The sequence below is a fragment of the Microbacterium abyssi genome (assembly GCF_015277895.1).
Lineage (GTDB): Bacteria > Actinomycetota > Actinomycetes > Actinomycetales > Microbacteriaceae > Microbacterium > Microbacterium abyssi.
Genome location: NZ_CP063815.1, coordinates 1,182,458 through 1,209,177 on the forward strand (window position 1 = coordinate 1,182,458; position 26,720 = coordinate 1,209,177).

At 69.6% G+C, this 26,720-nt stretch carries 16 protein-coding genes and 1 tRNA gene; 12 read left to right on the forward strand and 5 right to left on the reverse strand.

What is annotated here, in order from left to right:
• Positions 1-5: 5 nt before the first annotated feature.
• Entirely contained in the window at positions 6-230 is a 225-nt protein-coding gene (locus IM776_RS05805; RefSeq protein ID WP_194422050.1) for a DUF3107 domain-containing protein, read from the reverse strand.
• A gap of 154 nt (positions 231-384) precedes the next feature.
• On the opposite strand from IM776_RS05805, the gene IM776_RS05810 reads away from it, so the two are divergent.
• Positions 385-3,627 carry an ATP-dependent helicase gene (locus tag IM776_RS05810; RefSeq protein ID WP_194422051.1) on the forward strand — a complete coding sequence of 1,081 codons (3,243 nt, stop codon included), beginning with the start codon at positions 385-387 and terminating at the stop codon, positions 3,625-3,627.
• Positions 3,624-7,061: an ATP-dependent helicase gene (locus IM776_RS05815; RefSeq protein WP_194422052.1), complete on the forward strand. Its 3,438-nt coding sequence runs from the start codon at positions 3,624-3,626 to the stop codon at positions 7,059-7,061. Before IM776_RS05810 ends, IM776_RS05815 begins: the two co-directional genes overlap by 4 nt.
• Here IM776_RS05815 and IM776_RS05820 read toward each other — a convergent pair.
• Entirely contained in the window at positions 7,007-8,203 is a 1,197-nt protein-coding gene (locus tag IM776_RS05820; protein ID WP_228479938.1) for a phosphotransferase, read from the reverse strand. The two genes, IM776_RS05815 and IM776_RS05820, sit on opposite strands and share 55 nt — an antisense overlap.
• 128 nt (positions 8,204-8,331) lie before the next feature.
• On the opposite strand from IM776_RS05820, the gene nudC reads away from it, so the two are divergent.
• Positions 8,332-9,216 (forward strand): NAD(+) diphosphatase, encoded by an 885-nt coding sequence (nudC, locus tag IM776_RS05825; protein ID WP_194422054.1) that lies wholly within the window; start codon positions 8,332-8,334, stop codon positions 9,214-9,216.
• Complete coding sequence (locus IM776_RS05830; protein WP_194422055.1) at positions 9,213-10,934, forward strand: ATP-dependent helicase; 1,722 nt, start codon at positions 9,213-9,215, stop codon at positions 10,932-10,934. Before nudC ends, IM776_RS05830 begins: the two co-directional genes overlap by 4 nt.
• A gap of 831 nt (positions 10,935-11,765) precedes the next feature.
• Here the strand turns inward: IM776_RS05830 and IM776_RS05835 are convergent.
• Positions 11,766-13,193 (reverse strand): zinc-dependent metalloprotease, encoded by a 1,428-nt coding sequence (locus IM776_RS05835; protein ID WP_194422056.1) that lies wholly within the window; start codon positions 13,191-13,193, stop codon positions 11,766-11,768.
• 116 nt (positions 13,194-13,309) lie between these two features.
• Between IM776_RS05835 and IM776_RS05840 the strand changes: the two genes are divergently transcribed.
• From IM776_RS05840 to IM776_RS05855, 4 genes are all read left to right on the forward strand, one after another.
• Positions 13,310-14,395, forward strand: a complete 1,086-nt coding sequence (locus IM776_RS05840; protein ID WP_194422057.1) for a YlbL family protein — start codon at positions 13,310-13,312, stop codon at positions 14,393-14,395.
• 56 nt (positions 14,396-14,451) lie between these two features.
• Positions 14,452-17,370: a UPF0182 family membrane protein gene (locus tag IM776_RS05845; RefSeq protein ID WP_194422058.1), complete on the forward strand. Its 2,919-nt coding sequence runs from the start codon at positions 14,452-14,454 to the stop codon at positions 17,368-17,370.
• Between the two features lie 171 nt (positions 17,371-17,541).
• Entirely contained in the window at positions 17,542-18,507 is a 966-nt protein-coding gene (locus IM776_RS05850; RefSeq protein ID WP_194422059.1) for a TIGR03885 family FMN-dependent LLM class oxidoreductase, read from the forward strand.
• Positions 18,504-20,168 carry an alpha-amylase family protein gene (locus IM776_RS05855; protein ID WP_194422060.1) on the forward strand — a complete coding sequence of 555 codons (1,665 nt, stop codon included), beginning with the start codon at positions 18,504-18,506 and terminating at the stop codon, positions 20,166-20,168. Before IM776_RS05850 ends, IM776_RS05855 begins: the two co-directional genes overlap by 4 nt.
• 75 nt (positions 20,169-20,243) lie before the next feature.
• Here the strand turns inward: IM776_RS05855 and IM776_RS05860 are convergent.
• Positions 20,244-20,317 (reverse strand) — tRNA-Met (locus IM776_RS05860).
• A 70-nt stretch (positions 20,318-20,387) separates the two neighbouring features.
• Here IM776_RS05860 and IM776_RS05865 point away from each other — a divergent pair.
• A complete protein-coding gene (locus IM776_RS05865) occupies positions 20,388-21,179 on the forward strand; it encodes a carbon-nitrogen hydrolase family protein (RefSeq protein ID WP_194422061.1) in 792 nt (263 codons plus the stop codon).
• Positions 21,180-21,188: 9 nt separating this feature from the next.
• Here IM776_RS05865 and IM776_RS05870 read toward each other — a convergent pair whose 3' ends face one another.
• On the reverse strand, positions 21,189-22,391 hold the full coding sequence (locus IM776_RS05870) for an aminotransferase class I/II-fold pyridoxal phosphate-dependent enzyme (protein ID WP_194422062.1): 1,203 nt from the start codon (positions 22,389-22,391) through the stop codon (positions 21,189-21,191).
• Between the two features lie 97 nt (positions 22,392-22,488).
• On the opposite strand from IM776_RS05870, the gene IM776_RS05875 reads away from it, so the two are divergent.
• Genes IM776_RS05875 through IM776_RS05885 form a run of 3 tightly spaced genes read left to right on the forward strand, consistent with a single transcriptional unit; the run spans position 22,489 to position 26,720 of the window.
• The gene (locus IM776_RS05875; RefSeq protein WP_194422063.1) at positions 22,489-23,985 is read left to right on the forward strand and encodes a S1C family serine protease; all 1,497 of its coding nucleotides are present in this window, start codon (positions 22,489-22,491) and stop codon (positions 23,983-23,985) included.
• A gap of 48 nt (positions 23,986-24,033) precedes the next feature.
• A complete protein-coding gene (locus IM776_RS05880) occupies positions 24,034-25,287 on the forward strand; it encodes a CDP-glycerol glycerophosphotransferase family protein (RefSeq protein ID WP_194422064.1) in 1,254 nt (417 codons plus the stop codon).
• Complete coding sequence (locus IM776_RS05885) at positions 25,284-26,720, forward strand: CDP-glycerol glycerophosphotransferase family protein (RefSeq protein WP_194422065.1); 1,437 nt, start codon at positions 25,284-25,286, stop codon at positions 26,718-26,720. The genes IM776_RS05880 and IM776_RS05885 overlap by 4 nt, the downstream gene beginning before the upstream one ends.

The window sequence follows — 26,720 nt, forward strand, 5'->3', positions numbered from 1 at the left end:
TCGGGTCAGGCGACGAAGCCGACGCGACGAGATTCCTCTGTGCCCAGCTCGACGTAGGCGAGGTTCGCGGTCGGGACGATGTAGGAGTTGCCCTTCACATCGGTGAAGCTCACGTGCGCTGCGTTCTGCTCGAGGGCTGACGCGACCTCGGTGCGGAGTTCCTCCGCGCCGGTGGCGGTCTCGAAGTTCAGCTCGCGGCCGGTGTTGATGATGCCGATGCGGATTTCCACGCGTGCTCCTTGAAGATTCGGGGACTGAGACGACTCTACCCCGGGGGCAGGATGGCGGATCGGGCACGGGGCCCCGTTTCGCCATGGGCGCACAAGAGCGGCCGCGGGACGCCGCTGGCCGGTCATGTCGCCGGTGCCGGATACCGTGGATGACATGACACAGCATGCCGCGCAGAGAGCTGTCGTCGAGGCCCCCGCCGCGGCATCCGGTGTCGTCATCGGCGCCCCCGGCACGGGCAAGACCCGAACGCTCACCGACCGCGTCGTGGCTCTGCTGACCGACCACGCGCTGGCGCCGGAGGAGCTGCTGGTGCTCACGCCGAACCGGCAGGCGGCGACGGCCCTGCGCGACCGCATCGGCATGCGCATCGGCCAGGCGACGCCGGGGCCGCTCGCCCGATCAGTGGGCTCGTTCGCCTTCCAGATCGTCCGCGGAGCGATGGTGCACGCGGGCGAGGAGCCGCCCGCGCTGCTCACCGGCGCCGATCAGGACCGCATCATCGCGGATCTGCTCGCCGGTGACGCCGATGACGAGGGGCAGGGCTCGCTCAGCCGCTGGCCGGAGGAGCTGTCGACGAGCGTGCGTGCATCGAAGGACTTCCGCTCCGAGCTGCGTGCGTTCCTCGCCGAATGCACCGAGCTCGGCGTGCTGCCCTCCGAGCTGCAGCGGTCGGAGCGTCCGGTCTGGGCCGCCGCCGGTGCCTTCATCGACGAGTACCGCACGGTGCTGGCGGGCATGCGCACGGCGTATCGCGACGCCCCGGACCTCCTCAGCGAGGCGGCGGCGATCATGCGAGATGCGGATGCCGCGCCGCTCGGGCCGCTCGCAGCGCTCCGGGTGGTGCTGATCGACGACGCGCAGGAGATCACCAGGGGCGGCATCACGCTCGTGCACGCGCTGCGCGCCCGCGGCATCGCCGTGATCGCGTTCGGCGACCCCGACATCTCGTCCGGCGCGTTCCGCGGCGCGAGCCCGCAGCTGTTCCACGAGCTGTCCAACCTGCTCGACGAGGTGTTCGTGCTCGACACCGCACACAGGCAGGCTTCCGCGCTCACGGGTCTCACCCGCACCGTGACCCAGGCGATCGGCGTCGCCGGCCGCGTCGAGCATCGCCGGGCGCCGGGGCCCGCCCCCGAGACACCCGATCCGGCGGTGCAGGCGTTTCTGGCATCCTCGCCGTACGAAGAGATCGACCGCATCGCAGGCACCCTCCGCGACTGGCACCTCAGCCACGGCATCCCGTGGAGCGACATGGCCGTCATCGCGCACGACACGCGTCAGGTCACGACGCTAGAGACAGAACTCGCAGCCCGCGAGGTGCCGACCCGCGCCGCCGGCGTGCAGCGCCCGCTGGGAAGCGAGCGCGTCGTGCGCGACATCGTCGGCATCGTGCGACTCGCTCTGCAGCCGGCCGCCGAACGCACGCCGGAGGACCTCGTCGACGCGCTCCGGTCTCCGTTCGGAGGACTGGATGCCGTCGGTCTCAGGCGCCTCCGCGCCCGCCTGCGGCATGTCGAGCTCGCCGACGGGGGATCGACTCCGGCATCCGAACTGCTGCGTCAGGCACTGGAATTCCCCGCGCAGTTCACATTCATCGATGCCCCGGAGGCCCGCATCGCCGCACGGTTCGCCACCACGCTCGCCGAGACGGCCGCCGCGGCTGCGCACGAGACGATCCACGAACTGCTCTGGCGGATCTGGGACGCGGCCCGCGCGCTCGACGGCGGCAAGCTCGCCCGGTATTGGCAGGAGACCGCAGGCAAGCCCGGCGGTGGCGAGATCGCGCGGAACCTCGACGCGCTGGTCGCGCTGTTCGACGCCGCGAAGCGGTTCGTCGAGCGGACGCCGAACGAAGATCCTGAGACGTTCGTCCGCGACATCCTCGACAGTGAGGTGCCAGAGGACTCCCTGTCGACGCCTGACCGTCCTGGGCTCGTCACCCTCCTGACGCCGGCCACGGCGCTGGGAACCCAGTTCGAGGCGGTCATCGTCGCCGGCGTGCAGGAGGGCATCTGGCCGAACACGCGCCTGCGCGGCGGACTGCTCGAGACCTGGCGGTTGGCGGATGCCGTCACCGCAGCGCGCACCGGCAGCCCCGTCCCTGACCCGGGCGTGCTCGACCGGCGACGAGACGCGCTGCACGACGAGCTGCGGTTGTTCGTGCGGGCGGTGTCGCGTGCGCGATCGCGCATCCTGGTATCGGCTGTCGACGATGACGACTCGAGCCCGAGTCCGTTCTTTATGTTCCTCCCCGAGCCGCCGCCGGCATCCGATCACCCGGCCGCCGAGCATCCGCTGACGCTCCGCGGGCTCGTGGCCAGGCACCGCCGTACGCTGACGAGCGCGCCTGACCCCGCCTCGCGCGCCGAGGCCGCCGGGCAGCTGGCCGTCCTCGCGCGCGAGGGCGTCCCCGGCGCCGACCCGAGCGAGTGGTACGGCACGATCGCCCCGTCCACCGACGCCCCGCTGCACGACCTCGCCCTCGAGGCCGCGCGGGTGTCGCCGTCGCGGATGGAATCCTTCGAGGAGTGCGAGCTGCACTGGGCGATCTCGGCACTGGGAGGCGACACAGTGCTCCCGCCCTCGGCGGGGATCGGCACCATCATCCACGAGGCCATGGAGAAGGTGCCGGGCGGCGACCTCGACGAGATGCGCGCGATCGTCGCCGAGCATTGGGGAGAGCTCGATTTCGAGACCGAGTGGATCAGCCGGAAGGAGCGCCGCCGCGCCGACCTGTACGTCGAACGGCTGCATGCCTACCTCGGCGAGGTCGCCCGCGACGGCGGCCGCGTACTCGCCAGCGAGGTCGAGTTCCGCTTCGCCGTGGAGGTGACCGATCAGGATGCGGCTGCGGATCCCGGCGCGACGCCGGCCGTGTTCATCGGCGACGAGACGAGCGGACCGGGGCGCGCCGTCGTGCACGGATTCATCGACCGCGTCGAGGCGTACCCCAGTGGTGCGGGCGAACACGCGGTCGCGCGGGGCAGGGGAACGGCACTGATGGGACCGGGAGCCGAGGGGGAGTGCGTCGTGGTCGTCGATCTGAAGACCGGCAAGTACGAGCCGGAGTCCGACGGGAAGGTCGAGGAGCACGCACAGCTCGCGGCCTACCAGATCGCCGTGGAACAGGGCCTCATCGAGGGCGCCGATCCCGCTGCCCTGACCGGTGCGCGTCTGCTCATCGTCTCGAAGACCCTGTCGGGCAGCCACTACCGGGTCGCGCACCAGCACACGCTCGAGGGCGAAGGGCGGATGCGCTTCCTGAACCGGCTCGCCGATGCGGCGCGAGGGATGTCCGCCGGCAGCTTCACCGCCCACGTCGAGGCGCACTGCGCCGACGTGCAGTGGCGCGTGCAGCCCTGTCGCATCCACACCGTGCCGGCGGTCAGCGCATGACCGCCGCGTGGAGCGAAACCGGGCCGGGACTGTCCGCACTCGATGTCGCCGCCGCCCTCGGGCAGCCGGCACCGACGCCTGCTCAGCAGCGCGTGATCGAGGCGCCCCCGACGCCGGCCCTGGTGGTTGCCGGTGCCGGCAGCGGCAAGACCGAGACCATGTCCGGGCGCGTGGTGTGGCTGATCGCGAACGGCCATGTGCGCCGCGACGAGATCCTCGGGCTCACCTTCACACGCAAAGCCGCCGGTGAGCTGGCCGAGCGGATCGGCGCACGTCTCGCCGTGATCGACGAGTTCGGCCGCCGCGGACTGCTTCCGCACATCCCAGCGATCGTCCGCTCGGGCGCGCTGGCACGTATCGACGCCGCCGGCGCCGCGCACCGGCACATCGTGCGGACGCACGTGCTCGACGAGCTGGCCGCGCACCACGACACCGGCTGGGATGCCGCCACCCCGCGCACCGCGGAGGAGATGCTCATCCGGCCGCGGGTGTCCACCTACAACGCCTTCGCCGACTCGATCGTGCGCGAGCACGCCTCCCGGATCGGGCGCGACCCGGACGTCGCGATGCTGAGCCAGGCGGCATCGTGGATGCTGGCGCGCGAGGTCGTGCTCCGCGCAGACCTGCCGCAGCTGGAGAACATCGATCTTTCCGTCGCCACAGTGGTCGACGCCGTGCAGCGCCTCGCGGGCGAGGCGCTCGATCATCGCGCCGATCTCGCACGAGCGGAGCGGATCGCCCTCGAGCACGCGACGGCGTTCGAGCCCTATCGCAGCAACGCCGACGTCGCCAAGGTCGCAGACAACCTGCGCGCCCTCCCGACCCTCGCAGCGCTCGTGCGCGAGTACATCTCCGAGAAGCAGCGCCGGGGCGTGCTCGACTTCGCCGATCAGGTCAGCGGCGCGTTCGACATCATCGAGTCCTCGCCCGACGTGCGCGCCGCTCTCGTCGAGCAGCACCGCGTCGTGCTGCTCGACGAGTACCAGGACACCTCGGTCATCCAGACGCACTTCCTCTCGGCGGTGTTCCGGGACTCCGCCGTGATGGCCGTCGGCGACCCGCACCAGTCGATCTACGGCTGGCGCGGCGCGAGCGCGGACAACCTCTACGCGTTTGCGCGGACGTTCGCCGACCAGCAGCCGGCACACACCTACAGCCTGATGACGAGCTGGCGCAATGACAGTGCGATCCTCGGCATCGCCAACCGTGTCCTCCAGCCGCTGCAGCGACCGGGGCTCGACGTTCCGCCGCTCGAGCCGCGGCCCGGCGCAGGGGCAGGCAACGTCGAAGTCCGCTACCCGATGGCCGTGCACGATGAGGCGGCCGAGGTCGCCGACTGGTTCGTCGAGCGCCGTGCTGCTCACGGCGACACGGGCAAACCCCATACCGGGGCGATCCTGTTCCGCTCGAAGCGTCACATGCAGACCTTCGCCGAGGCGCTCGCCGCCCGCGGCGTACCGCATCGCATTCTCGGACTGGGCGGTCTGCTCGCGACGCCGGAGGTCGTCGACGTCGTCGCTGCGCTGCGAGTGATCCACGACCCTGGTGCCGGTTCCGCCCTCATCCGGTTGCTCGCCGGACCCCGTTTCGGCGTCGGCGTCGCCGACCTGGGCGCGCTCTACGGGCTCGCCGGTGAGCTCTCGAAGCGCGACAGCGGGCTGCTCCCTCTTCCCGAAGAGCTCCGCGCCCGCATCCGCGCCTCACGCGGAGCGGATGAGGCCGTTTCGATCGTCGATGCCGTCGACGTCGTCCGCGGACTGCGCGACGACTACCGCCTCCTCGAGCGGATCACGACAGACGGCCGCGTCCGCATCCGCGCAGCCGGCGAAATGCTCGAAAGGTTGAGACGCGCGGCTGCGCAGCCGATCCCCGAGCTCATCCGGCTCATCGAGACCGAACTGAGACTCGACATCGAACTCGCCGCCAACGAGACACGAGGGCCCGCGCGTGTCGCGGCGACCCAGCTGCGCGCCTTCACCGACGAGGTGCGCACGTTCCTCGCCGCCGACGAACGCAGCAGCATCGGGAGCCTGCTCGCGTGGCTCGAGAAGGCCGAGAGCACCGACGAGCTCATGCCGCGCCCGGAGCCGCCGGAGCCCGGCGTCGTGCAGCTGCTGACGATCCACGGCTCCAAGGGACTCGAGTGGGATGCCGTCGCCGTGGCGCGCATGGTCGACGACGAACTGCCCTCCCGGCCGAGCGACACCTCCGGCTGGTTCGGGTTCGGTGTGCTGCCGTTCGCGCTCCGTGGCGACAGTGGCGCACTGCCGAGATTCGCCTGGACTCCGCCGGTCGGCGATGAACCCGATCCCGCCAAGCGCCTCAAGGCCGGAGTGGCTTCGCTCACCAGCAAGAGCAAGGTCGCCCCCGGCGCGATCACGGTGTTCAAGGACGCCTACCGCGAGTATCAGCAGCAAGAGGAGCGCCGTCTCGCCTATGTCGCGGTCACCCGCGCCCGCACCGACCTGCTTCTGACCGGCGCGCACTGGGCCGGGCAGAAGCAGCCGCGCAAGGCCGGCCCGTTCCTGCTCGAGGCCATCGAGACCCTCGGCGCGGAGGCGATCGGCGAGGTGGATCCTGACGAGAACCCGTACGAGGGCGAGGGCAAGACGACGGTGTGGCCGCTCGATCCCCTCGGGGCGCGCCGCGGCAAGGTCGAAGCCGCTGCAGCCGCTGTGCAGTCCGCACTCGAGAGCGGGCAGACGGCACCGTCGCCGCAGCTCGAGCGGCTGCTCGCCGAGCGCGCCGAACGTCTGCGCGGCGCAGTCGTCGCCCCTCCGACCCGGGTGCCGGCGTCCAAGTTCAAGGACTACGTCACCGACTTCGACGGCACGGTGCGCGCGCTCGCCCGGCCGATGCCGGAGCGCCCGTACCGGCAGACCCGACTGGGCACGCTGTTCCACGCCTGGGTCGAGCATCGTTCCGGGCTCGTCGGCGCCGGGCCGAGCGCCGACGCGGCGCTGTGGGACAGCGACGAGGAGCAGCCGGAGCAGTCCGGCGTTTCGGCCGCCGACGACGCCGACCTGCAGAAACTGCGCGAGATCTTCGAACGCAGCGAATGGGCAGGGCTCCGGCCGATCGCCGTCGAGATCGAGATCGACTTCGCTCTCGGTGCTGGCGCCGTGTCCGCCGGTGAAGGCCACATCGTGATCTGCAAGCTCGACGCCGTATACCGGCGCGACGACCGCGGCGGCCGGATCGAGATCGTCGACTGGAAGACCGGCCGCGCGCCGCGCACCGCATCAGAAAAGGACGAGAGGATGCTGCAGCTGGCGCTGTACCGCCTCGCGTACCACCGGCGATTCGGCGTGCCACTCGACGACATCGACGTCGCGCTGTACTACGTCGCGGACGACCTCGTCATCCGCGGCGACCGGGTCTACTCGGAGGAGGAGTTGGTCCAGCGGTGGAGCGCGGCGCGCGCAGCGCGCTGAGCCTCGTCGGCCGGATCTGAGTCATCGCCATCTTTCGGCGACTCAGCGTGCGAGGACTCCGCTGCGGACGATTCGTCGCGCCATGCCTCTGCGACCTCGCTCAGGTCTTCGGTCGCGTCGCCGGCCGGGGCGTCCTCGAGCTCCTCGGGCAGCAGGTCGCTCGGGTTGTACGCGTCGGTCTGCATCGAGGTGTTGAAGCCGGTGGCCGCGGTCTCCGGCACGCGGTCCAGGGCGTCCAGAGCCGAGTCGACGCCGTCGCCGCGCGCGGCGATCACCGACAGATCGTTCTCCCGCAGCCCTTCGGCGAGCGCATCCAGGAGGGCTGCGGCGTCATCGACGATGTCCGTGCGCCGCAGCAGGTCACCGTGCACCAGCCAACGGGCGAACTCCAGCTCGGCCAGCATCCGCGCCCGCACGGCCAGCGCGGCATCGGGTGCCCGATCCGAGCTTTCGGCGTACGAGGCGTGCACGTCGCCCGCGGCATCCGGGGCCGAGGAGAGCCACGCGAGGTCGACGGCGGGATCGCCGATCGAGAGCGCGTGCCAGTCGACCATGCCCACCACTTCCGGCCCGCGATCCGGATCGTCCTCGAACAGGAACGAGGTCGCCTTCGCTCCGCCGAGGGTCACCGCCGATTCGAACCGCCACAGATCGTCGTCTTCAACGGCCTCGCGCCAGCGAACCGTGAGCCGCGCGGGAACGCGCCCGGTCGCCGCAGCGCGGTCGACCAGCTGACGGATCTCATCCCGCACCTCTTCCGCGCTTCTGGCAGTGAGGCCCGCACCGCGGACCACCGATGCCGGCAGCGAGTGCACGGCGGCGATCGATGAACCCATCGACGACGCCGCTCCGCGTCCGCGGGGCACGTGCGTCGCCTCGATCTGGAAGCCGTGCAGCAGCTCCGTCACCAGCGCGCGTCCCTCGGCGAGGCGGGTCTCGCCGACGTACTCCGGGGCCCGGAACGGCAGCATCGCCCGTGCGCCGGCCGTAAGTGCACGGAGGGCGAGCGCCTCCGCGGCGAGCTCTCGCGATGTCTCGTCGTCGTCGCCGACGCGGATCGCGAGCTCTCGGCCGTCGGCGAGAGTGACGACGGCGGAGTCGAAGCGTCCGTCGCCGTCTGCGGTGAGGGGTCGCGCGCCCACGACCTCCGCCCCGGGCAGTGCGGCTGTGACCGCCGCCGCTAGAGTAAAGGGAGACCGTGCCATGACCCCAAGGTTAGGTCTGTTCGGGCGCGGTTCCGCCTACGCCACGCCTGCGAGAGAGGGAGTCGATGACCGTCCAGCGTGCTCTGTTCGACCGGACGGGCCACCTCCGTGATGAACAGGGCATCCTCGACGCGCTGCGCTCCTCGGCCGATGCCCGTGTCGTCGTGGTCCGCGACGGACGTGCGCGGGTCCAGGACGGCGCGCTCGTGACCGTCCCGCCGGCCGAGGTCGACGAGGAGGCGGAATGGGGGCTGCTCGGGCAGGACAGCGATGGCAACTCGCTGCTGCTGGCCGCAGTCGGAGCTGAGCCCGATTCGATCGACGCGGCCCCCGCCGAGACCTGGCTCGGGTTGCGCGACACGGGCGGGATGCTGGATGGCGAGAGCACCGAACTCCTCGTCGCCGCGGTGACCCTGGCGTCCTGGCTGCGCGACGCGCGGTTCTGCCAGGCGTGCGGCGCGGAGACGGCCCTGCAGCAGGGCGGCTGGTCCCGGCGATGCGCGACCTGTGCGCACGACATCTTCCCCCGCACCGATCCCGCCGTCATCGTCGCGGTGGAGAACGCCGACGGGGAGCGTCTGCTGCTGGGCGCCAACGCGAACTGGCGCGGCCGGATGTACTCGTGCTTCGCCGGTTTCGTCGAGGCGGGGGAGTCGCTGGAGACCACGGTTCACCGCGAGATCGAAGAGGAGGCCGGCGTCCTCCTCGACGACGTCCGCTACGTCTCGTCGCAGCCCTGGCCGTATCCGCGCTCGCTGATGATCGGGTTCAGAGCGACGGCATCCGACGAGCGCCCGGCGCGCCCGGACGGCGAGGAGATCATCGACGTGCGCTGGTTCACCCGTGACGAGATCCGCAGCGCCCTGAACGGCGACGGGCCGGTGGGCCTCCCTGGCCCTGCATCCATCGCCAGGGCGCTCATCCAGAGCTGGTGCGAGGAGCGCGAGTGAGCGCACTCGACGCGCTCGACGAACGGCAGCGGGAAGCGGCGTCCGTGCTGCGCGGTCCGGTCGCGGTGCTTGCCGGCGCCGGCACCGGCAAGACCCGCGTGATCACGCACCGCATCGCGCACGGCGTCGACACCGGTGCGTACTCCCCGAACAGGGTGATGGCAGTCACCTTCACCTCGAAGGCCGCCGGCGAGTTGCGAGGCCGACTGCGTGCGCTCGGGATCGAAGGTGTCGCCGCCCGCACCTTCCACGCCGCTGCCCTCGCCCAGCTGAACTTCTTCTGGCCGACGCTGGCAGGTTCGCCTGCGCCCGCGATCATCGACAACAAGGTGCGGGTGCTCGGGCAGGCGGCCGAACAGCTGCGCCTGCGGCTGGACACCGCGACGCTCCGTGACGTCGCAAGTGAGATCGAGTGGCGGAAGGTCTCGATGCTGTCGATCGAGCAGCACGCGGCGCTCGGCAAGGCCGTCGGCCGGGTGAGCGCCGAGCAGCTCGCGGATCTGCAGCGGGGGTACGAGGTGCTCAAGGACGACCGGCGTCAGCTCGACTTCGAGGACGTGCTGCTGGCGTGCGCAGGGATGCTGGAGGCCGAGCCTCGCGTCGCGGCATCCGTGCACGAGCAGTACCGCCACTTCACCGTCGACGAGTTCCAGGACGTCTCCCCGTTGCAGAACCGGCTGCTGGAGCTGTGGCTCGGCGAGCGCCGCGACATCTGCGTCGTGGGCGACGCGAGCCAGACGATCTACTCGTTCGCCGGCGCCGATCAGCGCTACCTGCTGGAGTTCGGACGCCGGTACCCCGACGCGACGGTCGTGAAGCTCGAGACGAACTACCGCTCGCAGCCGCCGATCCTCGCCGCAGCCAACGCCCTCATGAAAGGGCGGCCGGGGGCACTCGAACTCGTCGCGGCGCGGGAGGCGCCGACCGCCGAGGGGCCGACGCTCACGGTGTACGACAGCGAGACGGACGAGGCTGCTGGCATCGCCGCGTCGATCACGGCGCGCATCAAGACCGGGGCCGCGCCGTCCGAGATCGCCGTCCTGTACCGAGCCCACGCGCAGTCCGCGGCGATTCAGCAGGCACTCGCGGCGGCAGGCATCGCCGCGAGCGTGCTGGGCGGCAAGCGGTTCTTCGACATGCCGGAGGTGCGTCAGGCGGTGCTGGCGCTCCGCGGCGCCTCCGTCGCTCCGACCGAGCGCGGCTTCCTCCCGAACGTGCGGCGCGTGCTGCGCGAGATGGGACTCACCGACGAACCGCCGGCGGCGGGCGGCGCGCAGCGGGACGGCTGGGAGGCGCGGCGCGCGATCCTGCAGCTGGCAGAGGAGGCCCCGGACGGCACCACGCTGCGGACATTCAGCGACACGCTCATGGCCCGAGCGAAGGACCAGCACGAGCCGACCATGCAGACCGTCACACTCTCGACCCTGCACGCGGCGAAGGGTCTGGAGTGGCCGCACGTGCTGCTGACCGGATGCGCAGAGGGCGCGCTGCCGATCTCCTACGCGACCGGGTTCGATGCGATCGACGAGGAGCGCCGCCTCGCATACGTCGGAATCACGCGCGCCGCAAGGACGCTGGAGCTGTCGTGGTCCCGGTCGGCAGGGCGCGGGGAGCGCCGTGCGTCCCGGTTCCTGGAGGAGATCGGAACGACTGCTCGCGGCACCGGCATTCTTCGTGAAACCTCGCCTCGCGCCACGCGCGGCGCCCGTCGGGGCTGACCCGCACCGACTTCGCGTGCTTCGCGCCGTCGTCCTCGCCGAGCAGGCGTGCGATCAGCCCGGCAGCCTCGGCCGCGCGAGTGCCGGTGATGCGCCCGCCCTCCGCACCGATCAGCTGAGCGTGCATACCCGGCCACGCCGGATCCCGTTGCCGCTCGTGCTCGTCGCGGCACGACAGGCAAGGGGTGCGTCCGGGGACGATCAGAGGACCGACCGTAGTGGCGCCGGGTTCGAAGGCGACCGGTACGTGCGCGAGATCGTCGTGCAGGTAGCCGGCGAGCTGATGAGCGGATGCTGCGCCGTGCACGAGCACCACGCCCACGGCCCCGACGGCTGCTCTTCCCGCGGTCGTGAACCCCTCGTCCCGCAGAGCGAGCTCCATGCGCGCCTCGACGCGCGAGTCGTCGATGTTGACGCTCTCGATCCAGATCGCCGGGAGCGGGGGCGGGTCCGTGCGCAGCACGGGTTCCAGCAACTGCAGCAGCTGGCGGGCGGCTTCGCGCGGGGCGCCGACGCCGTGCGCGACCACGTCGAACGCGCTCCGGCGGAAGCCGGTGCGCATGGCCTGGAGGAGCGGTTCGACCCACGGCTCCGACAGCGACACACGCAGGACTCCGTCCGGCCCGTGCCGCCCGTCCAGGCCGAACTGGACCGTGTCGACGTCGCGCCACAGCAACGGGAACGCCGGGTCGATGCGGGTCAGCGTGGTCGGGGTGATCGGAGGCATGCCCCGATTCTGCTCAGCCGCCGGACGCCAGGGGGCGCCGAACGTCGATCAGTGGACAACTCCGGGGTGCGCGCCGAAGTGCAGGACGAGTCGTTCCGGCCGGCTCAGACCGGCTTCTCGCCCTCGCCGGAAGCGCCGTCGTCGCTCTCTTCGCCGTCTCCTTCGCTCGCGTCGCCGTCATGCGACTCGTCGTTCTTCCCGTCTGCGAAGTCGTCGCCGTCCAGAAGACGCGCCAGCGCCTCATCGAACTCGTCGGCAGCGGGCTCCTCGCCACGGGAGCGGGCCTGCAGACGGGCGATGAGAGCGCTCGGGTCGTCTATGTCGGCGGCGGAGGGCAACAGGTCGGGGTAGTCCCACAGCGAATCACGGGCGGCGATGCCGACGGCATCCGTCACCCTGCGCCACATCTCGGCGGCCTCGCGCATCCTGCGGGGCCGCAGCTTCAGACCGACGAGGGCGCCCAGCGCGTCCTCCGCCGGCCCGCCGACGGCGCGCCGCCGGCGTGCGGCCTCGGCGAGTCGCACGCCGTCGGGCAACCGCGAGGTGGCCTCGCTCGTCACGACATCCACCCAGCCGTCGATCATGGCGACGATGTTCTCGAGGCGGCCGAGCGATTCTCGCTGGGCGTCGGTCTGCGCCGGAAGCAGTGCACCGCCTTCGATCGCCGCGCGCAGCTCCTCGGGATTCGAGGGGTCGAGGCGGCTGGCGACGTCCTCGAGCGCCTCCACGTCGACGGTCACGCCGCGGGCGAAGTCCGTGATCTGCGACATCACCTGCAGATGCAGCCACTTCGCGTGCCGGTACAGCCGTGCATAGGCGAGTTCGCGCGTCGCGAGGTAGAGGGTGATCTGATCCTCGGGGATCTCGAGGCCCTCGCCGAACGCGGTGATGTTCTGCGGGATCACCGCGGCGGTCCCGGCCGGCAGCACGGGGATGCCTACGTCGCCGCCGGAGACGACCTCGAGCGACAGGTTGCCGAGCACCTGTCCGAACTGGGCGGCGAACACCGAGGCGCCCAGGCCCCTCATGAGCTTGCCGGCGCCCTGTATCGCACCGCGCATGTCTTCCGGCACCTGGGTGTCCAGGGCGCTCGTGAGCGCATCGGCGATGCTCGTCGAGACGGGACCGGCGATGTCCTTCCACACAGGCAGCGTCTTCTCGACCCATTCGCCGCGGGTCATCGCCTGCGGACTCTCGGAGAGCTCCGAGATCGTCGTCGCCTCGCCCAGCCAGAGGTTCGCAAGCGCGAACGCGTCGACGAGCGAGTGCCGCGATCCGTCGGTAATGCCCTGACCCTCGCGGTTCGCGATGTGCAGCGCCTGCCGCAGAGTGTTCTCCCACGGGTCCGCGCCGAACACGTTCTGCAGCTGCTGGGAGAGCGCGGCCATCATCGCGGGGTCGAGCTGGATGCCGTCCGCCCCGCCGAGCGCGTTCTGCAGTGCGTCGAGGTCGAAGTCTCCGGCGCCCGCGCCGGACATCATCCTCCGCAGGAACTCCTGGAAGTCTTCCGGGTTCGGATCGTTGTCTGCCATGTCGGTCGCCTCTCAGCACGTCGCTAGCCGTGCCATCTACGCTAGTTGCAGGTTTCTGCACGCACCCCCGACGCGAGCAGATCGCTGTACGCCGGTCGCGAACGACGGAGGAACACGTGTCTCAATCCCGCCCTGTGAGGATCGGGCTCGGAGTGTGGGCGCTCGTCGTCGCGCTCATCGCGCTGGTGGTGCTGACGTTCCTCCCCACCCCGTACGTGATCCAGCGTCCTGGGCCGGTTTATGACACGCTCGGCACCGCCGCGAGCGGCGACGGGGAGCAGGTGCCGCTCATCGAGATCGACGGCGCGGAGACGTTCGAGACCGGCGGAAGCCTCAACCTCACCACCGTCCAGGTCGTCGGCAACCGTGAGCGCACCCCGTCGTGGTTCGAGCTCGCGCTCGCCTGGATGGATTCCTCGCGTGCCGTGGTCCCGCTCGATTCCGTGTTCCCGGAGGGCGTGAGCACCGAGGAGCGCGACGAGCGCAACGCCATGCTGATGGTCGACTCGCAGCACGAGGCGACGGCCGCCGCACTGCACGAGCTGGGCTACGACACCGGAGCAGAGGTGCAGGTCGTCTCCGCTGTGGAAGGCTCACCCGCAGATGGCCTCCTTGAGGAAGGCGATGCCATCGAGGCCATCGACGGCGTCGAGCTGACCAGTGCCAGCGAGCTGCGCGCCGCGATCCAGGATGCCGAGGGGGAAGCCGTCGACCTCACCGTCCTGCGGGGCGAGGAGGAGCTGCAGGTCGAGATCACGCCCGAGCATGAACTGGTGAACGGCGTGGACACCTGGCTGATCGGCATCACGCTCACGACCGAGTACGACTTCCCGATCGACGTCACGATCCAGCTCGACAACGTCGGCGGGCCGAGTGCCGGCATGATGTTCGCCCTCGGCATCGTGGACGAATTGACACCGGGGGAGCTCAACGGGGGCAACGACATCGCCGGCACCGGGACGATCGACGCCACCGGAGCGGTCGGCCCGATCGGCGGCATCCGCCAGAAGCTCTACGGAGCGCGAGACGCCGGCGCCGACTACTTCCTCGCGCCGTCCTCCAACTGCGACGAGGTCGTCGGCCACATCCCGGATGGGCTCCAAGTGATCAGCACGGCGACGCTCCAGGAGTCGCTCGACGCCCTCGAGGTGATCGCGGACGGCGGTGATGTCGAAGAGCTGCCCGCGTGCGCGGCATCGTGACCTGAGCGTCACCATGCACGCGGCCCGCACATAGGGAGCGTGCATAGGATGGTCAGGTGACCACGACCTCGGCGCCGAATCCGGCCACGCCTCGCACCTCTCGACGAATCCTGACGATCTCGTTGGTGATCATCGCCGCGCTGGTCGCGGCGTTCTTCGTCTTCGCCTCGCTGTACACCGACTTCCTCTGGTTCGACCAGCTAGGGTTCGCCGGCGTCCTCACGACGCAGTGGATCGCCGCCTCGGTGATGTTCGTCGTGGGCTTCCTCGGCATGGCTGTGCCTCTGTTCGTCGTGATTCAGCTGGCCTACCGGCTGCGTCCGGTCTATGTGCGCCTGAGCTCCCAGCTCGACCGGTACCAGGAGGTCATCGAGCCCCTGCGCCGGCTGGCGATGTGGGGCATGCCGATCTTCTTCGGCATCTTCGCCGGCTTCGCGTCCGCGGGGAACTGGGAGACCGTCTGGCTCTGGTTCAGCGGCGGATCCACCGGTGTTGCCGACCCGCAGTTCGGCATGGACACCGGCTTCTACCTGTTCGCGATGCCGTTCTACTCGATCCTGCTGGCGTTCGTGTCGGCGGTGCTCCTGCTCTGCCTGATCGTCACCGCGCTCGTGTCCTACCTGTACGGTTCTGTGCGCATCGGCCAGGGCGAGTTGCGCATCTCGAAGGCCGCCCGCATCCAGCTGGCCGTCCTCGCCGGCCTTTACCTGCTCGTGCAGGCGGCGAGCCTCTGGCTCGACCGCTTCAAGACGCTCGTCGCCGAGGAGGACCGCATCACCGGTGCCGCCTACACCGGCGTGAACGCCACCATCCCCGGGATGGCGATCCTCGCGATCCTCGCAGCCCTGGTCGCCATCCTCTTCTTCGTCACCGCGGTGATCGGGCGCTGGCGCTTCCCGCTGGCGGCGACCGCGCTGCTCATCGTGGCATCCCTCGTCGTCGGCATCGGTTACCCGTGGGTCGTGACCACCTTCCAGGTGCGCCCGAACCAGAACAGCTTCCAGGCCGAGTTCTACCAGCGCAACATCGACGGCACCAAAGAGGCATACGACATCGCCGACCTCGAGGTCACGCCGTTCAAGGCGGAGACCGACGCGGAGGCCGGCCAGTTGCGCGACGACGCCGCGACCACGGCATCCATCCGCATCCTGGACCCGAGCATCATCAGCCCGACCGTGCAGCAGCTCGAGCAGTTCCGCGGCTATTACCAGTTCCAGGACACGCTGGATGTCGACCGTTACGAGATCGACGGCGCAACGCAGGACACCGTCGTCGCCGTCCGTGAGCTCGACGTGAACCGGCTCGGCGACAGCAACAACTGGAACAACCGCACCGCGGTCTACACGCACGGTTACGGCCTTGTCGTGGCAGCGGGCAACCAGCGCACCGGCGAGGGCGAGCCGGTGTTCCTCGAGCGGGGCATCCCCACGGCCGGCTTCCTCAGCGAGTCCGAGGACTTCCAGCCGCGGGTCTACTTCGGCGAAAGCTCTCCGCTGTACTCGATCGTCGGCGCGCCTGAGGGCACCGAGCCGGTCGAGATCGACTACCCGCGTGGTCAGGACGGGGCGAACGACACGAAGACCACCTTCGACGGCGACGGCGGACCCCGCGTCGGCAACACGTTCAACAAGCTGCTGTACGCGCTGAAGTTCCAGGAGGCGGAGATCCTGTTCTCCGACCTGGTGAACTCCGACTCGCAGATCCTGTACGACCGCGACCCCAAGGAGCGCGTGCAGAAGGCCGCGCCGTACCTCGAGCTCGACAGCGACCCGTATCCGACCGTCGTGGACGGCCGGATGGTCTGGGTCGTCGACGGCTACACCACCAGTGCGACGTACCCGTACTCGACGAGCGTCAGCCTGTCCGACGCGATCACCGATTCGAACACGGCGGCGCCGAACTTCGCGATCGACGACATCAACTACATCCGCAACTCGGTCAAGGCCACCGTCGACGCCTACGACGGCTCGGTGACGCTGTACGCCTGGGACGAGGAGGATCCGATCCTGAAGGCTTGGCAGAACGTCTACCCGGCGACCGTGAAGCCGGTCAGTGACATGTCCGCCGACCTGATGAGTCACGTGCGGTACCCGACCGATCTGTTCAAGGTGCAGCGTGAGATCCTCGGCGTCTACCACGTCGACACCGCCGGCTCCTTCGCGCAGCAGGACAACCGCTGGCAGACGCCGGACGATCCTCGTGACCCGACGTCATTGCAGCCGCCGTACTACCTGTCGATGCAGATGCCAGGCCAGGATTCGCCGCGGTTCTCGATGTTCTCGACGTTCATCCCTGCGTCCGCGCAGGGGACGACCAGCCGGAACGTGCTGATGGGTTACCTGGCGGTCGATTCGGATGCCGGATCCACCGCCGGCGAGAAGGCAGAGGGCTACGGGCAGTTGAGGCTGCTGGAGATCGACGCCGACACGACGGTGCCCGGCCCCGGTCAGGTGCAGAACACCTTCAACTCCGATCCCGCCGTCGTGCAGCAGTTGAACCTGCTGCAGCAGGGGGAATCCGAGGTGATATACGGCAACCTGCTCACCCTGCCGGTCGGCGGCGGTCTGCTCTACGTGCAGCCGGTGTACGTGCAGTCGTCCGAGGGCACGCAGCTGCCATTGCTTCAGAAGGTGCTGGTCACCTTCGGCGACAGCGTCGCCTTCGAGGACACGCTCACCGAGGCGCTCGATTCGATCTTCGGCGGTGATTCCGGTGCGACCGGAGGCGACGAGGAAGTGGAGCCCACGGACCCGGGCGACGGCACCACTCCGCCCGACGAGGGCGGCACGGACGAGCCCGGCACCGGAACCGAGACCGACGCATACCAGTCGGCTCTGGCCGCAGCGCAGCAGGCGCTGTCCGACCGCGAGGCGGCGCTCAAGGAGGGCGACCTGACGGCGTTCGCGGAAGCCGATGATCGCCTGACGGATGCCGTCACCGAGTTGCTCGAGCTGGAGGCCGCAGCCGCCGAGTGATCGGCGCAGCCGGCCTGACCGGCATGTGTCACAAAGATGGCGGGTTCGCGCGTGCGCGACCCGCCATCTCTGTGTCCTCGCCTCGGTCCGTGCAGGGCGTGCATCTTGGCACGACCCGCTAGGCGGTGTCCACCTCTCCTCAAGGGCCCCGTTCCTTGAGAGACTCTGCGCATGGTGTTCATCGGTTTCCATGCTTCGCACGAGCAGATCGCTCCGAGCGCGCTCCTGGACGCCGTCATCGGAGCCGAGCGCGCAGGATTCGACGGAGCGATGTGCTCCGATCACCTCGCGCCCTGGACTCGGGCGCAGGGCCATTCGGGTTTCGCGCTGAGCTGGATCGCCGCGGCGCTGGCCTGCACCCGTTTCTCGATCGGCATGGTCAATGCGCCAGGGCAGCGCTATCACCCTGTGATGATCGCCCAGGCTTTCTCCACTTTGGAGGAGATGTTCCCCGGGCGTTTCTGGGCGGCGATGGGCAGCGGCGAGGCCATCAACGAGCACGTGACAGGCGATGGCTGGCCCGCCAAGCACATCCGCAACGATCGACTGCGGGAGAGCGTCGACGTAATCCACCGTCTGATGGGCGGTGAAGAGGTCGACCACGACGGTCTGGTGCGAGTCCACCGCGCCAGAGTGTGGAGCTTGCCGGCCGAGCCGCCTCCGCTGTTCGCGACCGCCGTGAGCGCTGAGACCGCGGCTTGGGCGGCATCGTGGGCGCAGGGTCTTGCCACGGTCGTTCAGGAACCGGCCGCATTGCGTCGAGTCGTCGACTGTTACCGTGCCGCGGGGGGCGCGGGTCCCTGCATCCTGCAGGTGCATCTCAGCGTGGCGGACCGCGACGACGTGGCGTTCGCCATCGCGCGCGAGCAATGGAGCAACGGTCTGCTGTCACCGCCGGTCACTTGGGATCTTGAGCAGCCCGAGGACTTCGAGGCAGCAGTGGCCGGGCTGGACGAGGAGCAGCTGCGAAAAGCCGTACTGATCGACCACGACGCCTCCTCGTTGGCCGGCCGGATCGCGGATCTGGTGGAGACCGGATTCGACCGCGTGTATCTGCATCACGTCGGCACCGAGCAATCGCGATTCCTGGACGTCGCCGAAACCGAACTGATCCCTGAGCTGAAGGAGCGACTGTGAAGATCACCGACACCAGCGACCTCTGGTGGAAGACCGCAGTGGTCTACTGCCTCGATATCGAGACCTTCCTCGATTCGAACGGCGACGGTATCGGTGACCTGCAAGGACTCGCCCAGCGGATCGATTACCTCTCGCAGTTGGGCGTCACGTGCCTGTGGCTGATGCCGTTCTATCCGACGCCGGATCGTGACGACGGCTACGACGTCAGGGACTTCTACGGTATCGATCCGCGTCTGGGGAACCACGGCGACCTCGTCGAGGTGATCCGCACCGCACGCGATCGCGGGATGAGGGTGATCGTCGACCTGGTGATCAATCACACATCCGACCGCCACCCGTGGTTCCTCGCTGCCAAGCGCAGCGTCAACTCTCCGTTCAGGGACTACTACGTCTGGCGCGACGATCCGCCCCCGAAAGGCCAGAAGAACGCGGTCTTCCCCGGCCAGGCCGATGGCATCTGGGGCAAGGACGAGAAATCGGGACAGTGGTATCAGCACAGCTTCTACGAGCACCAGCCCGACCTGAACATCGCCAACCCGCACGTGCGTGATGAGATAGCGAAGGTCATCGGATTCTGGTTGCAACTGGGCATCTCCGGCTTCCGCGTCGATGCTGTGCCGTTCCTCCTCGAGATCCCTGAGGGAGCCGGCATCCCTGAGCCGCACGACCTGCTGCGCGACCTCCGCCGGTTCCTGCAGCGTCGTTCGAGCGAGGCGATCCTGCTCGGCGAAGTGAACCTGCCTTACGAGAAGCAGGTGCAGTACTTCGGCGACGAAGACGGAGACGAGCTCACCATGCAGTTCGATTTCGTCGCGATGCAGGCGCTGTACCTGTCGTTCGCCCGCAGGAACCCGGCCCCTCTGATCGCGGCACTGCGTGCCCGTCCCGCACTCGGATCGGAGGTGCAGTGGGCGAACTTCCTGCGAAACCACGACGAATTGACCCTCGACAAGCTCAGCGAGAGCGAGCGGCAGGAGGTGTTCGACGCGTTCGCGCCGGACGAACGGCAGCGTGTGTTCGGGCGAGGCATCACGCGGCGCCTCCCTCCGATGCTCGACGGCGATCCGCGCCGGATCCGCATGGCCTACAGCCTGCTCTTCACCCTCCCGGGCACGCCCGTGCTGTTCTACGGCGAAGAGATCGGCATGGGGGAGAACGTCGAGGTCTCCGGCCGCGAAGCCGTGCGGACCCCGATGCAGTGGTCCGCAGACCGCAACGGAGGATTCTCGGACGCCGCGCAGAGCAGGCTCGTGTCCCGTCCGCCGACCGACGGATACGCGCCCGAGCACGTCAACGTCGCCGCGCAGCTCGAGGACCGAGAATCGCTGCTGTACTTCATCCGTACTCTCACGTCGCGCTACCGCATCTCTCCGGAACTGGGGTGGGGCAGCTTCGAGGTGATCGATCAGCCCGCCGAATCACTTCTCGCGCACTCGATCTCCGCCGACGTCGGCCGTCTCATCGCCCTTCACAACTTCGCAGAGGTGCCTGTGACCACCACTTTCCGGATGACCGACGAGCCGGAGGGGACGACCCTCCTCGACCTCTTCGAGCCGTCCCACATGGCGCTCGGCCCCGGTGGGACGGTCGAACTGGAGGTCCCGGCCTACGGTCATCGCTGGCTTCGGGTCTCGCGGCCCGGCGATGGTCGTGTGACATGAGCGGCCGGGGCGAGCACGAAAGGAGAAGGCCCCGAGATCGTGAAGATCTCGGGGCCTTTCTGTGTCGCATTCTCGTTGCGGGGACAGGATTTGAACCTGCGACCTCCGGGTTATGAGCCCGGCGAGCTACCGAACTGCTCCACCCCGCGGCACGTCTTATAGCTTAGCACGCGTTCGGAGCGCGGGGCGCCACGGGCGGGGATGCGGGAGGATGGGGGCATGCCGTCGACCGTTGCCATCTGCCAGTTCCGTCCCACAGCGTCGCGCGCGGACAATCGAGCGCGGATCGCGGAGCTGACCTCCGATGCGGCGGCGCGCGGCGCGCGGCTGGTGGTCTTTCCGGAGTACTCGAGTTTCTTCGTCGATCCGATGGATGCGACCCTCGCTGAGAACTCCGAGACGCTCGAGGGCGACTTCGTCCAGGGGCTGCGCCGGACGGCATCCGCGCACGATGTCACGATCATCGCCGGACTCGTCGAGAGCGCGGGGGAGCGGGTGCGCAACACCCTCGTCGCGGTGGACGGCACCGGCCTGCGCGCCGTGTACCGGAAGCAGCACCTGTACGACGCGTTCGGGCAGACCGAGTCGGATTGGATCGAGGCGGGCGCACTCGACGAGCCGCAGACCTTCGACATCGACGGGCTGCGCGTGGCGATGATGACCTGCTACGACCTGCGTTTCCCCGAGGTCGCCCGCACCCTCGTCGACGCTGGAGCGGACGTCATCGTCGTGCCGGCGGAGTGGGTGCGCGGGGCGCTCAAGGAGCATCACTGGACGACGCTGCTCGCCGCGCGCGCCATCGAGAACACCGTGTACGTCGTGGCCGCCGACCACCCCACGCCGATCGGCGTCGGTCACTCGCAGATCATCGATCCGCAGGGCGTCGTGATCGCGGGCGTCGGGACAGAAGAGGGTATCGCCGTCGCGGAGATCAGCGCGGATGCTGTCGCCAGAGTGCGCGAGGTCAACCCCGTGCTGCGGCTGCGGCGCTACCGGGTCATTCCGCGCTGATCGCTCGGTTCAGAACCGCGCAGCAGCCAGGCGCGCGGCGGCATCCTCGAGCACCTCGACGCGCTTGCACGCGGCGAAGCGCACGAGCCCGGCGTAATCTCCCTGGTGTGCAGGGCTGACGAACGCGCTCAACGGGATCGCGACGACTCCGGCCTTCTCCGGCAGCGCGCGGCAGAAGGCGGCGGCATCCGCTCCTCCCAGCGGCGTTGCGTCCGCGACCGTGAAGTATCCACCCTGCGGCGGGATGACCTCGAAACCGGCAGCGCGCAGACCGCCCCCGAGGACCTCGTGCTTGTGCTTGAGGGTGGCTGCGGCATCCGCGAAGAAGGCATCCGGCATCCGCAGTCCGACGGCGATCGCGGGCTGGAACGCCGACCCGTTCACGTATGTGAGGTACTGCTTGACGGTCAGCACCGCGGTGATGAGATCGGCCGGCCCGTGCACCCAGCCGATCTTCCACCCGGTCGTCGAGAAAGTCTTGCCGCCCGACGAGATCGTCAGCGTCCGCTCCGCGGCGCCGGCCAGCGTCGCCAGCGGCACGTGCGGACCCGTGAACGTGAGGTGCTCGTAGACCTCGTCGGTGACGATGATCGCGTCGTGCTTCTCGGCCAGCCGCACGATCTCGGCCTGCACCTGGGGCGTGAAGACCGCGCCGGTCGGATTGTGCGGGTCGTTCACGAGGATGATGCGTGTGCGGTCGGTGACCGATGCCGCGAGCACCTCGAGATCCGGCTGAAGATCCGGCAGCCGCAGGGGGACGGTGCGCAACCGCGCACCCGCGAGCGCGACAGCGGCGGCGTACGAGTCGTAGTACGGCTCGAAGACGACGACCTCGTCGTGCGGCGAGTCGATCAGAGCCAGCAGCGTCGCCGTCAGGGCCTCCGTGGCTCCGGCGGTGACGATGACCTCGGTCGCGGGGTCGACCTCGAGCCCGTAGAACCGGTGCTGGTGCTCGCCGATCGCCGCGAGCAGATCGGGGAACCCGCGCCCCGGCGGGTACTGGTTCACGCCTCTGGCGATCGCGTCCCGCGCCGCTTCGAGCACCTCGGCAGGGCCATCCTCGTCGGGGAACCCCTGCCCGAGATTGATCGCACCGGTTCGCGCCGCCGCCGCAGACATCTCTGCGAAGATGGTGGGCGCGACGACGCCATCCGAGGAAAGCAGGCCCGCCCCCGCCGCAGTGCGCCGCCAGGCGCCGGGAATAGCACTCATGCGAACCAGGCTAAGGCCATAGGCAGCACTCACCCTGCCCATATCGAACGCACAGCTACAGGCGGCACTCTGAAATGGCGTTGATGAAGGAGCAGACATGAACCACGACAACACCCCCGACCAGCCCTCGTCCCCCGAGCAGCCTGCGCCGCAGGCCTCAGGCACGGGTTCCGGCCACGACATGCCCGCCGCGTTCACGTCGCCCTCCGCGACGCCGAATCAGCCCGGCTGGGCCGGGTCACAGCACCCGGCGCCGACCGGCAGTACCGCGCAGGGAGCCGCGTTCGGCGTCCCGACGCCGGCTGACCCGCACGCGCACGCGGTTCCGGTCACCCCCTACGCCGCGGGTTCGCACGAGCAGACCACGCCGGTCACGCCCCTCGCGACGAGGACCACGGAGAAGAAGCCGTTCGGTGCAGGCAAGGTCGCGGCGCTGATCGTCGCCGCATCCCTCGTCGGCGGCGCAGCCGGCCTCGGCGGCAGCTATCTCGGCAGTACTCTCTGGGCGCAGCCGGTCGGCAGCACCGCGACAGGGCCCGAGGCGATCACGGTCAACAACCCGGGATCGGTGAACGAGACCACGGCCATCGCGACCGAGGTGCTCCCGTCCGTGGTCACCATCCAGGCCGCGGGTTCCAGTGAATCGGGCAGCGGCTCCGGTGTCGTCCTGAGCGACGACGGCTACGTGCTCACGAACACGCACGTCGTGACCCTCGGCGGTGCCGAGGCGAACCCGACCATCCGCGTCACGACCTCCGACGGTCACATCTACAACGCCGAGATCGTCGGTACCGACCCGATCTACGACCTGGCCGTCATCAAGCTCGAGGGCGCGACGGATCTCGCGCCGATCGAGTTCGCGGACTCGTCAGAACTCAACGTCGGCTCCACCGCGGTGGCCGTCGGCGCTCCGCTGGGACTGTCGAACTCGGTCACCACCGGCATCGTCAGTGCGCTGAACCGCAGCATCCAGATCGCCTCTTCCGCGTTGCCGGACTCGGCAGCCGAGGACGCTCCGCAGGATGAGGGCGACCAGGGCGGCAGCCCGTTCCAGTTCGATCTTCCCGGCACAGAGCAGCAGAGCGCGAGCCAGTCGATCTCGATCTCGGTCATCCAGACGGATGCCGCGATCAACCCCGGGAACTCCGGTGGTGCACTGGTCGACAGCGAGGGCAGGCTCATCGGCATCAACGTCGCCATCGCGACCGCCGGCGCCGCGGAGGAATCCGGTTCCATCGGCGTCGGCTTCTCGATCCCGTCGAACATCGCCAAGCGCGTGTCGGACGAGATCATCGAGAACGGCTCGGCGACCCACGGCCTGCTGGGCGCGACCGTGCAGGATGCCACGTCCGTCGAGAGCGCGGAGGTCGCCGGTGCGGTGATCGTCGAGACGACCGGCGGCGGTGCCGCAGCCGACGGAGGACTCGAGAGCAGCGACATCGTCACGCAGTTCAACGGCCTCCCGATCACGGGGGCGACCGACCTCACGGCGCAGGTCAGGGCCGCGGCCGCCGGCAGCGAGGCGACCGTCACTTACGTGCGCGACGGTGAGACGTTCGAGGCGACGGTGACGCTCGGCGAGCTCGATCTCTGAGCCGAACCGTTCACAGAGAAGGACGCCACCCCGCGATAGGCTCGCGGGGTGGCGTCCTTCTCTTTCGGCTCCGGCAACGCGGCCAAGCTGCTGCGGATCCCGCTGTATGCCGCCGGACGCATAGGCACTCTCCTCGTGCCGCGTGGAACCCGCTGGGTGTTCGGCTGCGGCGCCGGCGTGGGGGACGGCGCACTCGCGCTGTGGCGCGTGGCCGAGGCCGAGGGGCACGACGCCGTCTGGCTCGCAGCCTCCGATCGCGAGCATCGGGACGCCGCCGCGCTCGGCATCCCGACGATCCGCAAGCAGTCCCTGCGGGGCTGGTGGGCGACCGCGCGTGCGGGCGTGCTGGTCGTGACACACGGGCAGGGCGACGTGAACCGCTACGCCGCCTCCGGAGCGTTCATCGTGCAGCTCTGGCACGGCATCCCGCTCAAGCGCATCGGACTCGATTCGCTCGCGACCACCCAGGTGCCGAACGTGCCGGGAGCGCGACTGCTGCGCCGCCTGGTCGAACTCCTGTACCGCGCGACGGCGCAGCGCATCACGTTGATGCCCGCCGCGTCCGAGCGCTCTCGCGGGCGGCTCGAATCCGCCTTCGCTCTCGGGGACGCGAAGGTCGTCGTGACCGGCGAGCCCCGTGTCGACGTGCTGTCGGCCGGCACCGCTGAGGAACGGCGGTCCGCGGCATCCGCTCTGCTGGAGGAGGCGACCGGACCGCTGCCCGAGGGCGCTCGCAGGGTGCTGTACGCGCCGACCTGGCGCGATGGCGGCGACGACCCCGCCGTGCCGACCGCGGCGGAGTGGGTGCGCATCGTCGCCCTGCTCGAGCAGCGCAATGCTGTGCTGTTCGTGCGCTCGCATCCGCTCGGCGCGGGCGCGTACCGGTCGCCGCTGCCGACCGCACGGGTGCGGATGCTGGGATCCGACGTCATGAACGACGTTACACCGGCGCTACCGGGGATCGACGTGCTGATCACGGACTACTCATCGCTGGCGTACGACGTCGGGCTCCTCGGGATGCCGGTGCTGTATCTCGCGCCCGACGCTGAGGAGTACGCCCGTACGCGCGGCTTCTACGGGCGCTACGAGGACATCGCCGGGGCGGATGCCGCGGTCGACTGGAACGGGCTGCTGGACCAGCTGGACGGCCTGCTGACGGACGAGACCGCGTTCGCGATGCGTTCGACGGCATCCAGTACGCTCAGCGCACAGTTGCATGCGCATCGTGACGGGCAGAACACCCGGCGCGTGTACCGAGCCATGCGCGCGCGGGGGATCCCCGCGCCGAGAGGAGCAGGATGACGACCGCCCGCATCGATGAGCAGACCGAGAGCCTGGTCATCGCCGGCACGGGTTCGAGACCCTCTGAGGGGACGCTCGCAGGATCTCGCGCGCGCGTCCTCGGGAAGATCACCGGCGGTGGCAAGACCTGGAAGGCGACGTTTCCGCTGCAGGCGGCGCGCTGGGGTGGCGCCGAGCTGCCGCTCCCGTCAGGCGCGTACGAGCTCAGCATCGACGGCGTGGATCTCACCGGAATCGAGGCGGAGCCCCGGGTGCTGCCGGGGGTTCGGATCTCACTTCAGGGCGCACACGTCGTGATCGCACCTCCGCTGGATCCGGTCCACGAGACGAGCGACGGGCAATCGGCGCTCGAGGAGCGCTACGTCGCGCAATCCGGCGGCGACGAGAACGCCGTGTTCTTCGAGAGCTTCTACGGCCAGAGCGCGGGATGCAACCCCGGGGCGATCGATCGCGAGCTCGCCGCGCGCGCGCCGGGCGTCACGCGGTACTGGAGCGTCGTCGACCTGTCGGTGCCGGTCCCGGACGGGGCGATCGCCGTCGTCGAGGGCAGCCCGGAGTGGTGGCGGGCCAGGGGAGCGGCACGGCTGCTGATCGTGAACGACTGGCTGCGGCGCCGATTTGCACGCAAGGCCGGGCAGCGGGTGGTGCAGACCTGGCATGGCACGCCGCTCAAGCGGCTCGCGCTGCATCGCCCGGGATTCGACCCGAGGCGGATGGCGGCCGTGATCAAGGAGTCGCGGCGGTGGGATGTGCTGCTCGCGCAGAACATCTATGCCGAGCGCATCCTCAAGAAGGCGTACGCCTTCTTCGGCAAGCCCATCTGGACGGACGGCTATCCCCGCAACGACACGCTCGTCACCGGCGACGGCGCGGCGACTCGCGAAGCCCTCGGCATCGGCCCGGAGGAGAAGGTGCTGCTGTACGCGCCGACCTGGCGCGACGATCGCAGCGAGATCGTCGACTTCGTCGATCCCCAGCTTCTCGCCGAGCAGGCGGATGCGGTCGTGCTGGTGCGCGGACACTCGCGAACCCTTCGGCCGGGCAAGGACCACACCGGTGCGCGTGTGATCGACGTCACAGGATTCCCCGACACCACCCGGCTGCTGCTCGCGGCGGATGCGCTCATCACGGACTACTCCTCGGTGATGTTCGACTTCAGCGTCACGGGCAAGCCGATGTTCTTCCTCGTTCCCGACCTCGAGCACTACCGGGGGCAGCTGCGCGGGTTCTACTTCGACCTCGCCCACCGCGCGCCGGGGCCGCTGGTCGGCTCGCAGGACGAGCTCGTGGCCGCCGTGATCGACGACTCGGTGCCCGGCAGGTTCGCCGAGCGGTATGCGGCGTGGCGGCGGCAGTTCAACGGCCGCGACGACGGTCACGCCGCCGAGCGCGTGGTCTCCCGCATCCTCGACCTCGGCTACCTCACCCCGTAG